At 34.6% G+C, this 12,566-nt stretch carries 10 protein-coding genes; 3 read left to right on the top strand and 7 right to left on the bottom strand.

Annotated elements, in window-relative coordinates:
• Nucleotide 1: 1 nt before the first annotated feature.
• Nucleotides 2–538 carry a hypothetical protein gene (locus H0X48_00630; GenBank protein ID MBA3953813.1) on the top strand — a complete coding sequence of 179 codons (537 nt, stop codon included), beginning with the start codon at nucleotides 2–4 and terminating at the stop codon, nucleotides 536–538.
• 23 nt (nucleotides 539–561) lie between these two features.
• Here the strand turns inward: H0X48_00630 and H0X48_00625 are convergent, their stop codons facing one another.
• The gene (locus tag H0X48_00625) at nucleotides 562–1,299 is read right to left on the bottom strand and encodes a superoxide dismutase (GenBank protein MBA3953812.1); all 738 of its coding nucleotides are present in this window, start codon (nucleotides 1,297–1,299) and stop codon (nucleotides 562–564) included.
• Between the two features lie 251 nt (nucleotides 1,300–1,550).
• On the opposite strand from H0X48_00625, the gene H0X48_00620 reads away from it, so the two are divergent.
• Entirely contained in the window at nucleotides 1,551–2,816 is a 1,266-nt protein-coding gene (locus H0X48_00620) for a GIY-YIG nuclease family protein (GenBank protein MBA3953811.1), read from the top strand.
• A 174-nt stretch (nucleotides 2,817–2,990) separates the two neighbouring features.
• Here the strand turns inward: H0X48_00620 and H0X48_00615 are convergent, their stop codons facing one another.
• Nucleotides 2,991–5,684 carry a hypothetical protein gene (locus H0X48_00615; protein MBA3953810.1) on the bottom strand — a complete coding sequence of 898 codons (2,694 nt, stop codon included), beginning with the start codon at nucleotides 5,682–5,684 and terminating at the stop codon, nucleotides 2,991–2,993.
• A 216-nt stretch (nucleotides 5,685–5,900) separates the two neighbouring features.
• Here H0X48_00615 and H0X48_00610 point away from each other — a divergent pair, with 216 nt between their 5' ends.
• Nucleotides 5,901–8,462, top strand: a complete 2,562-nt coding sequence (locus H0X48_00610) for an AAA family ATPase (protein ID MBA3953809.1) — start codon at nucleotides 5,901–5,903, stop codon at nucleotides 8,460–8,462.
• An 81-nt stretch (nucleotides 8,463–8,543) separates the two neighbouring features.
• Here the strand turns inward: H0X48_00610 and H0X48_00605 are convergent, their stop codons facing one another.
• From H0X48_00605 to H0X48_00585, 5 genes are read right to left on the bottom strand one after another with little or no spacing between them, the layout of a single operon-like run.
• Complete coding sequence (locus tag H0X48_00605) at nucleotides 8,544–9,242, bottom strand: hypothetical protein (GenBank protein ID MBA3953808.1); 699 nt, start codon at nucleotides 9,240–9,242, stop codon at nucleotides 8,544–8,546.
• Nucleotides 9,243–9,280: 38 nt separating this feature from the next.
• Entirely contained in the window at nucleotides 9,281–9,988 is a 708-nt protein-coding gene (locus H0X48_00600; GenBank protein MBA3953807.1) for a hypothetical protein, read from the bottom strand.
• Nucleotides 9,985–10,767: a hypothetical protein gene (locus H0X48_00595; GenBank protein MBA3953806.1), complete on the bottom strand. Its 783-nt coding sequence runs from the start codon at nucleotides 10,765–10,767 to the stop codon at nucleotides 9,985–9,987. Before H0X48_00595 ends, H0X48_00600 begins: the two co-directional genes overlap by 4 nt.
• Before the next feature lie 3 nt (nucleotides 10,768–10,770).
• Nucleotides 10,771–11,487: a hypothetical protein gene (locus H0X48_00590; protein ID MBA3953805.1), complete on the bottom strand. Its 717-nt coding sequence runs from the start codon at nucleotides 11,485–11,487 to the stop codon at nucleotides 10,771–10,773.
• Between the two features lie 10 nt (nucleotides 11,488–11,497).
• On the bottom strand, nucleotides 11,498–12,259 hold the full coding sequence (locus tag H0X48_00585) for a M48 family metalloprotease (protein MBA3953804.1): 762 nt from the start codon (nucleotides 12,257–12,259) through the stop codon (nucleotides 11,498–11,500).
• Nucleotides 12,260–12,566 lie beyond the last annotated feature (307 nt).

The following is a 12,566-nucleotide window of genomic DNA, read 5'->3' as shown; positions in this document are numbered from 1 at the left end:
AATGAAAAAAATGGTACTTATTTTGTGTTTGATTCCTATTTTTCAAGCTTACAGTGAAAATGAGAAAGCAGTATACACAGCCATAGCCGAGCAAGATATTTCTGGCTTAACAGCCTACCTGAAAAATTCTCAGTTAACCGACAATCAGCATACATTGGCTTTAAGCTCTGCGACTGTACAGCTCAATCTAGCTAAAAACGCTTTAGAAGAAAATAATAGACGCAACTTTAGATCAAGCAAACGGTATATAGCCACTGCGCTTTTACCACTTGATTGTCTAGCTCTGTATAAAACTATAGCTTTACATAACTACAAATCTTTAGGTTTTGGAGCTGTAACTCTTGGTATGTTTTTCGCAATGGTAAAGCTTGATCAACTTGCAGAACAAGAAGAGAAAATTTTTAATCAAAAACTTATTACATGGTATACCAAAGCTGCACTTATACGCGACATACTACAATCAAGTACCTCTAACAACACACTATACGAATATAATCCCTTAACAAATTCGTATACCTATAGCTATACTATTTCATAGAGTAAAGACTTACTATATAAAGCTCAATTCTTTACTGTTGCTTTTAGAGCATCTTGGTAACGTTTTTCAACGTAAGGCCAGTGTACCACATGCCACCAGGCTTCTATATAATCAGGACGTCTATTTTGATAATTAAGGTAATAGGCATGTTCCCATACATCTAAACAAAGAAGCGGGATAAGACCTTGAGAAAGTGGCGTGTCTTGATTGGCTGTTGCAGTTACAACAAGTTTGCCTTTAGAATCCAAACACAGCCAAGCCCAACCGCTACCAAATTGTGTTTTAGCTGCATCGTTAAAGAGCTTTTTAAAGTTATCAAAACTACTAAATGTGTTAATAATCGCTTTTTTAAGCACTCCTTGAGGCGTGCCACCACCTTTAGGTCTCATTACTTTCCAAAACAGTGAATGATTTGCATGGCCACCACCATTATTGCGTACTGATGTACGTATAGATACTGGAACACTTTCTAAGTCTTGGAGCAAAGCAGTTAAGCTTTTCTTTTGAAGCTCTGGATATTTCTTTAATGCGTTGTTTAACTCATCTACATATTTTTGATGGTGTTTAGTATGATGAATTTCCATAGTACGGGCATCAACATAAGGCTCAAGCGCGGTGTAAGCATAAGGTAAAGCAGGTAAAGTAAAGTGCTTTTTTTGTTGAGCTATAGCTTTAGTTTTAGACGTTACCTGTTTTTTTTCAATTGATCCTAATGTAGGTATAGTAGTCAATGCTAAAAAGATAAAAAATGTCTTATTCATATGTTCCCTTGGCATGTACTGAAAAGCTAAAATATAGTGAGCAGTATAGCTTGTATAGCTTCCTAGCGTCAAGCAGTAGAGCATTAGATAAAACAAATACTTTTTAAGAAGATACTCGCTTTTTTAATTTTTGTATAAACTCTAAGTTTAATACACTTTATCCTAAAATAAATATACAATTATTAAATTTTTTGCTATAATAAGTATACTACTAAGTCATAATAAATAAGTATAAAGTTAAGAGGTAGAGTATGATACCTGAATTTTTACAAAAAATTCCTAAATTACCTGGTGTCTACGTTTTTAAAGATACTGCAGGTATTGTGTTATATATAGGTAAAGCAAAAAATTTATACAACCGTGTAAGTTCTTACTTTAAAAATACCACTGATTGGAAAGTACAAGAGCTTATAAAAGAACATGCTTCAGTTGAACATATAATCACTAAAAGTGAAATAGAAGCCCTACTGCTTGAAGCGCAGCTTATAGGCAAAATTAAACCTAAATATAACGTTCTCCTTAAAAGTGGTAACCCTTTTGTGTATCTTATGGTTTCACAAGACACTATTCCACAGCTTAAATTAGTGCGTATAAAAAAAGAGAAAGGGCTCTATTTTGGCCCCTTTATTTATAAGCAAAAAGTACGAACAGTCTATGAATATATACTCCGTATGTTTAAATTACGCTTATGCTCAACACGTATAGAACAAGGTTGCTTGGATTACCATATGAACCGTTGCGCTGGTAATTGCTTGAGCTCCTTTAATAGCCAAGACTATCTTGTGCGTTTAGAACTTGCTCAAAAATTACTTGAAGGTAATTATAAAGCTTGCCAAGAACTTCTTAAAAGCCAAATAACTGAACACAATAAAAAGCTAGAATTTGAAAAATCAAAACATTTAAGCATCTATTTGAGAGATCTAGAAGTTATTTTTGATATCTTAAAAACTGGTTTTTCTGAAAACAAATATGTAAGCGACGTTACTTTAGCTACCATGCCCGTAAGCTATAAAATATCGTATCCAACACAAGCGCTTGAAGCATTACAAGAGCTATTACACTTGCCAACAAGGCCAGTCTCAATTGATTGTTTTGATATATCCCATTTTCAGAGCAGTTATTTAGTTGGTTCATGCGTACGTTTTAGCCATGGCATTCCTGATAAAAATAATTTTAGACGTTTTAAAATTGGCACCGTTACAACTCAAAATGATTATGCAGCATTACAAGAAATAGTAAGTCGTCGTTATAAAGATACCAATCAATTACCCGATGTTATTTTAATTGATGGTGGCAAAGGACAACTGAGTGCTGTCCGGGATCTTTTTCCTCAGGTGCCTTTTATAAGTCTTGCCAAACGAGAAGAGACTTTATATACAGCGTTGCATCCTGAAGGGGTAAAATTAGATATTCAAACGCCAATGGGGCAACTATTAATTGGACTACGTGACTATGCTCATCACTTTGCAGTTACTTATCATAAAACATTACGCCATAAGGGCCTGAGATCTTACTAAAGAGAGCCAAATACGATAAGAGAAATATAAGCTTATAAAGCAAGATTTAAAAAACGAGAAGAATATGATTATGCATAAAAATGTACACTACGGCACTACGCTCGACAGCTTCCTTGAAGCTGAAGGTATTTTAGAACACACGCAAATTATAGCGCTTAAAAGATCGATTGCTCTTCAACTGCAAGATACAGTTAAGCTAATCGATTGCAAATGTTTAGGAAGCGTTTGTTTATGCATATCTAAAAAGTTGGTTAAACAACTACGCAAATAGGGGCTTATATAAGCTGTTTGGTAATAATTTCTAAAACAGCGATGATAACAAAGATGCGTTTTTTTATTAAAAGCATATTGAAAAAACCCCACTCTACTACTACCATTATCAAAACTAAAAACTCCAGGAACAGACAACTGAATATGCTTATCATCATCTACTGATTCAAAAATGCCATAGGCTAAAGCATAGGCATCAACAGTTTTAGAAAATAGATGATGCATATCAAGCTTTTGGGCTATAGACTCATGCAGTTGCATAGTATTAAAAGCTAAACACTCAACACCATAGAGAGTGCTAGAGCTTTGTTCACAGCCTGCTTCGTTAGTGCGCCAGGCACCTTCCAAATTCCATAACAAGTTGATTCTGTGATGGTACTCAAATGGTGCTACAAGGCCATATGAAATACATCTGTCTTTTGGAACTATTTTTTTTATATTAAAGAGCGTTATCGTAGATTTTTGATGAGCAAAAATGTTACTAAGCCTGACATACTGTTTTTTAGTATAATCAGAAAATGGGCATAATGGAGCTTTAGGCGATTGTGTAGAATCAGAGGGCTTTATATAAGGCACCTCTATATCAGTATCAAAACAATAGGAGTCGTCAGTTTGTATTTCTTGCTTATTATTGTTTTGTAACGGTATTTTTTTTATGATCTTTTTTTCTTTTTTTTGCTTCACTACTCCAGGGACTAGATTTTCTTGCATAGGATTTAAAAAAAAGTTTAAAATATTAGCTACATTTGGTGTACTAGTAAGCTTATTTTTAACGAGTGATACTAGCTGCTTATATAATAAAATTAACTTTATATCGGTTAATTTAACTGCAAAATTTTTATTATTAACTAACTTTCTTTTGTAAGAACTTTGTACAACCTTTAAACACGCATCAAACTCATACAGCAAATCATCTTTAAGAGAGAATGTATCATAACAAGAGTTACAAGCCGCAAAAAAAAGCTCTTTAAGATATTTTCGCTTAATAGCATATACCAAAGTAAGATGATCACTTAAAACAGCTCTATCTATAGATGCAAGGGAGAGTATCTGAGTAATAAGTGGATTATTCTCAGATAAATAATATATTGTATCTTTTTTCCATAACTCAAAAAACTTACACACATCATAAGAAATATCCTCAAGCTTAACACAGCTTAACAAAGGATTGAGCATATAAGCATTAAAAAAGAGAGCTAGATAAAGAAACTCTAGTAATTTTTTGTCGCTTATAGTATTAAGTAAAAAGTTAAAGCCTGTAACAGATGGTCCTGCTTGCACATACCAATCCAAAAAACATTCTTTTGAGCAAACACTATCAGATGAGCTTGGTAAAGTAACTATAGCTTGGTGTGGTGAAAGAGCTTCTTTACAAGAGAAACATTCAATGATGGACTCTACTTCTCTAGGCAAAGAGCTAGAGTTAGTTGTGCTGCTTATACACGCACTAGAAGTTACTATTTTACTAAAGCATTTTTCTATAAGATAACTATCAAGTAAATACTCTTGAGACTTTTCTAAAGTAGCAGCCTCTTTTTTATAGGTAGCAATAGTATAATCAACCTCAAAATCTACTTCTTTGCATTGATTAATTATCGTTTTTGCCATACCTTCACAAGTAAAAACAAAAGTGTACTCTTGTAACTCTACTGATTGATAGAGCTTATGCATAGTGAGCGCTTCGACAAGCACAGAAAACAAAGGCGCTAATGTACCTTGAACAATTTCGGTTATTTTTAAAAATGATTGACTGCGCTCAAAAAGCTCAAATAAAAACTCATCCAAGCTTACGTCTCCAGGATGGTTAAAAGAATTAAAAAGAAGAATAACTTGAGCATGTCTAGCTTCAAGTATTTTAACATACGAGTTAAGACTTGTTTGATAAGAAACATTTTTTACGGGTGTATTTTTAAGAGAAGAAATAATTTCTTTAATAGACGGCGCAATGTCTTTAATTTTAATACGCTCCTTAAACGTACTATCCATAATTTTTTTAAAGACCACTTTATAATCTCTAACATCCTGAGTAAAAAACCTCTTTTTAGCTTGAGCATCAGTAGCCCACAACGCTTCAACAGTAGTACACGTTAAGCCTTTATCTTTAAGCACGTTATTCCAACTATATATAAAAGCATCCCATATATATCCAAATTCAAAAAACTTACCGCCTACGTTTATTTCTTGCCATTGCAGAGCACCGTATGCAGGATTATAAGGCCATAAAGCACCCATGCCTAGATAAGCATTTTTATCATTTTTAGTAATAGCTGCTAGTAAACTTTTATCAAGACCAGTATAAATAAAAGCAGTTGCATATTGTTGTAAGTTGCACAATAAATCGCTTACAAGATATCTATCACGTGCATCAAAATAGCCCAGCACAGAATGACCTAACTGGGGATCTAGCTTAGTAAAAGCTTCTTTACTAGACAGAGCTGCTGATTGAATAGGGTTTCTATTAATAGTAAAAAGCCTATCACCTAAAACAACAATTTTCTTTTGGCCCTGCTTTAAAAGAGCTATAGATGCCAAGGTAGCCTTAAGCACATTAGATGATAAACAAAAAAGAAATAAAATAGCTGTTACCGCTTTGTTCATAGATACTGCTTTACAATACGTAATAATTGTATATTTATATAAAATAGACTTATTTACCAAGCATACAGCAATTAAAGCTTAATAGCATCTTATTTTTTTAATAAGCTCTAAAGAGACTAGGACCTCTTCTTGATTTGGTGATAGGCGTACTGATACAGTTATTGTAAAATAGTTATGTATCGTGTTAACTTTCTTATTTGTGGAGGTCTCTAGACAATGACACTTGATACTTTTACAACGTCAAGCCAAGAACTTATAAATCAGGCTATTGGGCTTGCTCAAAGGCTTAAAAATGCAAGTATAGTACCCCTACACCTACTGGCAGCAGGACTAGAAAATAGCTTTTGTCTTTCTTTTTTTAAAGTACTTACCATACCAACTCAAGAACTTAAAAAGCTCGTAGATACTGAACTTTCAAAACTTCCTACTATTGAAGGGGGCTCACTGATAGCTGATCGCAGTTTTGAAGAGTTTTTAAGTTCATGTAAAAAAGAAGCGGATAAGCTTGGTGATACGTATATAAGTTTAGAATCTTTTGTGCTTTCATGGACAGACACACATTCTCTACCTGAATCTATTAAAAGCTTTTTTAAATCCACGCAGTTTACACGTAAAGCAGTACTTAGTCATATAGAAGTAGTACGTAAAGGTAAAACAGTGAAAGAAAAAAATGCAGAAAATCAGTATCAAATGCTGGAAAAATACTGCCAAAATGTCACTCAACAAGCTAAACTTGGTGTGCTCGATCCTGTAATTGGGCGGCATGAAGAAATACGACGCGTAATACAAATACTTTCCCGGCGCACTAAAAATAATCCCGTATTAATTGGTGAACCAGGTGTTGGAAAAACTGCTCTTGTTGAAGGTATCGCACAGCGCATTATTAATAATGATGTTCCTGAATCTCTCAAAAACAGCATTATTTATGCGCTTGATTTAGGTCTGCTTATTGCAGGAGCCAAATACCAAGGTGAATTTGAAGAGCGCCTTAAAGGGGTTCTTAAAGAAATTGAAGAAAGCCAAGAGACTATTATTTTGTTTATCGATGAGCTTCATATGCTTGTAGGGGCAGGAGCTTCTGGTGGCGGTATGGACGCATCTAATTTACTTAAACCAGCACTTGCACGCGGCATACTCCACTGTATAGGAGCAACAACCCTGAGGGAGTATAAAAAATATATAGAAAAAGATGCTGCTCTAGAAAGGCGTTTTCAGCAGGTACTTGTTCCTGAGCCAACACAAGAAGATGCTCTTTCTATTTTGCGTGGCCTTAAAGAGCGTTACGAACTACATCATGGTATACGCATTAAGGATCAAGCATTAATCGACGCAGTCCAATTATCGGCTCGCAATATTCCTGATCGTTTTTTACCTGATAAAGCTATAGATTTAATTGATGAAGCTGCAGCTATGGTAAAAATGTCGATTGATTCACAACCCGCTGCAGTCGATGCCCTTGAACGACGCATTAGGCAGCTTGAAATTGAAAAATTAGCACTCAGCAAAGAAAAGACCAATGGTCTGGCTCAAAGTAAACTACAGGAACTTGAGCTTGAGTTAGGTGAGCTTAAAGTACAGTACCAAACGCTCCTCAATCAATGGAAATCAGAAAAAGCGCCACTTGATGCTATAAGTAAGTTTAAAGAACAGATAGAACAAGCGCAAATTCAATTTGCTCAAGCTGAGCGTGAAGGTAACTTTGCTCGTGCTTCAGAAATAAAATATGGCCGCTTAGTAGAATTACATAAACAGCTTGATCAGCAACAGGAAAAACTCAAAGGGCTTACGACACATCTTATCAAAGAAGAAGTTGATGAGCATGATATTGCAGCAATACTTTCTCGTTGGACAGGTATTCCTGTAGAAAAGCTACAAAAAAGTGAAACAGAGCGACTGCTTCATATGGCCGCTACTTTAAAACAGCGCGTTATTGGCCAAACAGAAGCTATTGAAGAGATCACTCATGCTATCCAACTTCATAGAACTGGACTGACTGATCCTAATAAGCCTATAGGATCATTTTTATTTTTAGGGCCCACAGGCGTAGGAAAAACAGAAGTTGCTAAAGTGCTAGCTGATTTTCTGTTTAATGATCCTAAACGACTCATACGTATTGATATGTCAGAGTATATGGAAAAACATGCAGTTGCTCGTCTTATAGGCGCTCCTCCAGGGTATGTTGGTTTTGAAGAAGGGGGACAACTTACAGAAGCAGTACGCCGACACCCATACAGTGTTATTCTCTTTGATGAAATAGAAAAAGCTCACCCGGATGTCTTTAATATCTTTTTACAGATACTTGACGAAGGTCATTTAACCGATAGTCAAGGTCGCACAGTATCGTTTAAAAACTGTATTATTATTATGACTTCAAACTTAGGATCTCAGTTGATTCTTGAAGCAAAAGAACTTACTGCTCTTGTTAAACAACAAATAGAAAAGATGCTTCAAAAGCATTTCAGACCAGAGTTTTTAAATAGAATTGATGCTATCGTGTTCTTTAAGGCATTGTCATCTGCTGATGTGACTGAAATTGCAAAAATACAAGTAAAGCAACTAGAAGAACGCTTAGAGCTTAATGGTATAACGCTCACCGTAACGACACAAGCTTTAGAACAAGCTGCTCATTTAGGCTATGATCCAGAGTTTGGTGCACGACCTTTAAAGCGTGCAATTCAAACTTATATAAGTGTTCCTGTATCGCAGCACTTATTAAAAAATCCGCAAAGCACAGCTATTACCGTTAAGGTAAAAGATGGCACACTTGTAGCAGAGTAACAAAAGAAGCACTAGAGAAAACGACTTTAGTGCTTCTTTTATAAGTTATTTAAAAACTCTACTGATAATTTGTATAAGCAACTAAATGTTATTTTGTAGTTGAGCTATACGCTTAGTAAGATCATCTTTATTAAAGAGTACTTTATCAGCAGCATAAAACTTTTTAAGCAAACCTATAAGGCCATCTCTGCACTGAGCTTTTCGACAAACATAGTTATCATAATAATAAATATCGTTACTGGTTAAAGAACGGTTGACTAAACCGGCTGCTGCTGAAACTGATAAGCTAGTGGCACCACAAGAAAGTAGTTTCCTTTGCCAAGAAATAGCTGGATAATAAGCGTCTAAATACACTAACGTCGAAATATAGGTTAACCAACTAATTGTTGCCCCTGTAGTACTTGTTGTTAGTTTTTGAGCTGCTCGTATTTGCATTGCTTCAGGTTTATACACAGTATAAGCAAGAGATGCACGCAACTCATCATCAGTAAGATTTGCAAAAAATTCTTCGTTAATATAATAACAACTAAACTTTTGTAGTACATCATAATAACCCGCAGGATCAGACTGAAGTAATGCCTCTGAAATTTTGCGTATATGGGGTATATTCTTAACTTTAAATGATTCAAGTATGGTAGCAATTCTATTTTCTAAGTTTTCTGAAAGCCTACCTGCAGACTTTTTTTCTGCGTAGTCACTTAAAGGCAACTGTGCTGTTTGGAGAGCACTAAAGCTCATTATTACTGCTAGCAAAAGTAGTTTACTATATTTTATTAACATATATATACATTCCTAAAGATAAAATTAGATAAAAAGGTTTAAAATATATAGTCAGAATTTTCAAGTGCAGCTATACGACTTCTCATAGATTCATTGTCAAATGAGATAGGATCATAAGCACCCGATTTTTTAAGAAACCCTGCTAATGCTTGAGGATTTTTTGTCTTTTGTACAATAAGCTTATCTACATACAAACGATCATTTTTAGTCATATTTTCAACGAATAATCGCGATCCGGAAAAAGCAACGGATCCTGCAGCAGAAGCATATAAAAATGCACTAAGCTTGCTTAATTGAGGCATTTTTATAGAAAGTTTATACCACACCCCGCCTAAAATAGCTGCATATGCCAGCCAACCAGCGGTAGTTATATTTGACTTGTGCTCAAGACGCACTTCAGTTGCCTTAGAACCATACAGCGTATAAGCTAAAGAAGCTTTCAGCTCTTCATCAGTTAGTAAAGAAAAGAAATGTTCATTAACATAATAGCAGCCATACTTTGGCAAAGCATTACAGCGAGAAGACGCATCAGTATCAAACATAGTTTCTGAAATATTACGTACGTGCGGTATAACTTTTATCTTAAAAGACTGCAAAATAGCCTTAATTCTTTTTTCCAATTTTTCATCAACTTTACCTCCAGATGCATTTTCTGCATAGGAGCTTAAAGGCACTTGGTGTACGGCTAAACCGTTACAGCCTATAAAAGTTAAGATCAGTAAAATATATATTTTTTTAGAAATCATACGGACTCTTTCTCTATTTGTATGTTTTGTTGGTTTACTGGTGCTTCAGGTGCTATTCTATTTTTTTCTAACTGAGCAATACGTCTTGTGTGTAGCTTGTCTTTTGCAAGCTCTGGATGAGCAGCAATTTGTTTTTGAAGAAAGCCTATCATTCCTTCACGACAATTACCTTTATTGACACAGTACTCGTCAATAATAAGCTCGTCGTTTCTTTTTATAAATTCTATACATTTAATTATTGCACCATTAAAGACAAGAAATGAGCCCAGCGCTGCCAAACTTTTTTTAGGCCATCTTGTTTTAGGATAATATTCTTCTAATAAAAGATAAGTACCAGCGGACACACCAATAGAGCCGTAGAGCAAAACTGATGGTAAGAGCACAATCCAAACTGCTCTTTTATTCGTAATCTGAACCCATGCTTCACCAGCATATAGATTACGAATAACTGCAGCTTTTAACTCTTCATCAGTAAGTGTGGCTATAAAATCCTCATCTATATAATAGCAATCTACATAGTTACCATCTATAATGGTATATTTGGTAAAATTATACTTTATCTCAGGAAATTTTTCCAATAAATGTGGTGCTGCTTTACGTATATGCGGCATAACAGGAATTTCTAACTCTTGATAGATACCTTGTATTCTACTTTCTACTTGGGGTGCTATATAACCACCTGAAAGAAATTTACCGTAATAGCTTAATTGAGGTTCATCCGATTTTATTATATTTATAGCTGACAAAGCCATAAATACAATATAATAATTAATTTTCATGTATTAGTTTCCTTTAATAAGTTCTTTTTCTAAGTGAGCAATACGTTTATGTATGTTAGTTGACAAAAGCCAGCTCGATTCTGGATCTATGTTGATTTGTTTTTTTAATAAACCAAGCAAACCAGCTTTACAGTTAAATTTAGTACCTATAGAGTCATCAATCAGCACATCGTCATTTTCAAATAATCTCACTAGGCGCTTACCAGTCACTAAGGCAGAGCACAATAATAATGGCCAGGTACCAAATGCCTTTAACTCAACTGAGCTTTTAGGAAAATAGTAATCAAGAGCAACATATGATCCTGCAGCAACTGCTAATTGAGTAGTTAGTAACGTCAATCCTGTTTCTATCTTAGTTTCAAAAATCTCTCCTGATAACTTGTCAGCATGAAGAGCATATGCTAAAGCAGCTCGCTTTTCATCATAGGTAAGTGAAGCAAAAAATTCTTCATCAACATAACAGCAATTAAACTGCTTAAAATAGAGCACTCTATAGACTACATTTGGATAAAACTTTATAAGGCATTTTGAAGGTTTTCGCATAGGAACAACAGCAATAGCCAAGTCTTTAAACAATTGAGCACTAGTGCTTTCTAGCTCAGGTGAAAGCAGTCCTCCGGATAAATGTTCAGCGTAGGGACTAAGAGTGATCTCTTGTGCATGTAGTAGATTTAAACCTATACAGAATAAAGCCAGTAATTTTATATTTTTAAAAATCATCAAAAAGCCTTTAATTAGTTTTGAGTTTAAGCAACTGTGCTTTACGTTCTTGAGGTGAAGGATGTGTTACAAACAATCTTTTAATATAAGAATCATAGGTACTAGGATTAACATAATGTACTGCAAACATATCAAAAAATTGTACACCACCTTCAATTCCCCCTTTAAGAGCTGACACTCTATCAGCCTCAAGTTCTTGACTTCTAATATGTGCTGTAGAAATTAAGCCGCTTGCTATCGCTTCTGCTACATAGCTTGCTGCTTGAGCAGCATGTCTTAGATAATCATTTTTAATTTTTGGCCAAAAATATTTACTTAATAGCTTATGAGCCGCATAGCCACCACTTAGGATTGCTACACTCATAAGTACACGTTTATTAGAATGCTCTTTTTCTAAATGAGCTGCTTCATGGCCCACCAGGAAGCGTTTTTCTTCATATGATAATGTTTCGTTAAAACAGGGATTAAAATAAAGAGCACCGTCAAATGCAAACGCATTTGTATGACCAAATTTCGCGATTGTACTGTTAGTCATAGCATACAGAGGGATCTCGGCTTCTATAGAAAGTTCTTTTAAAATTTTACGAATTTCTTGTTCTTCTTTTAGGGGTAAAGCTTGTTTTCCAAAAGGCGTAATTTGTCCTTTTGTAAATTCTGAACATTTTCTCAAAATTTTTGTAACTATATCTGCTTCATGAGCATGACTACAAGTAACGAGAAAGACATTTAAAAAAAACAAGAAAAAAGCGTTTTTATAAGAGATTTTTAGCATAGAGACCTTTAAATAAAGCAGTTTATTTTAACTGTAACCGCTTTACAGTTAATTTCAACCGCCTCATTTTTATAATTAACTTTGCTTGTAAAAATTTTTATGACTTTAGCACTAGCAAAATGTGTTAAAAGTTTTTGCTAAACGTATAGTTTAAGAACAATGTTCAAGAACCTACAAGTGCAATCCATTTGTTAAAAACAACTAAAAATGCAACTTAAATGGAAATGCGCATACTTTTAGCCTTTTGTGTAATATGAGCAGTGCTGAAATTATGACTATAGCTGTAAGCGCTGGTATGTTTTTTAGT

The organism is Candidatus Dependentiae bacterium (assembly GCA_013821315.1).
In the GTDB taxonomy this organism is placed as follows: Bacteria; Babelota; Babeliae; order Babelales; family Babelaceae; genus JACDHA01.
This window is presented reverse-complemented; position numbering and strand designations above follow the sequence as displayed.

Coding starts and splice junctions, on each gene's coding strand:
- H0X48_00630 (MBA3953813.1), top strand. CDS start 2: ATGAAAAAAATGGTACTTATTTTGTGTTTGATTCCTATTTTTCAAGCT.
- H0X48_00625 (MBA3953812.1), bottom strand. CDS start 1,299: ATGAATAAGACATTTTTTATCTTTTTAGCATTGACTACTATACCTACA.
- H0X48_00620 (MBA3953811.1), top strand. CDS start 1,551: ATGATACCTGAATTTTTACAAAAAATTCCTAAATTACCTGGTGTCTAC.
- H0X48_00615 (MBA3953810.1), bottom strand. CDS start 5,684: ATGAACAAAGCGGTAACAGCTATTTTATTTCTTTTTTGTTTATCATCT.
- H0X48_00610 (MBA3953809.1), top strand. CDS start 5,901: ATGACACTTGATACTTTTACAACGTCAAGCCAAGAACTTATAAATCAG.
- H0X48_00605 (MBA3953808.1), bottom strand. CDS start 9,242: ATGTTAATAAAATATAGTAAACTACTTTTGCTAGCAGTAATAATGAGC.
- H0X48_00600 (MBA3953807.1), bottom strand. CDS start 9,988: ATGATTTCTAAAAAAATATATATTTTACTGATCTTAACTTTTATAGGC.
- H0X48_00595 (MBA3953806.1), bottom strand. CDS start 10,767: ATGAAAATTAATTATTATATTGTATTTATGGCTTTGTCAGCTATAAAT.
- H0X48_00590 (MBA3953805.1), bottom strand. CDS start 11,487: ATGATTTTTAAAAATATAAAATTACTGGCTTTATTCTGTATAGGTTTA.
- H0X48_00585 (MBA3953804.1), bottom strand. CDS start 12,259: ATGCTAAAAATCTCTTATAAAAACGCTTTTTTCTTGTTTTTTTTAAAT.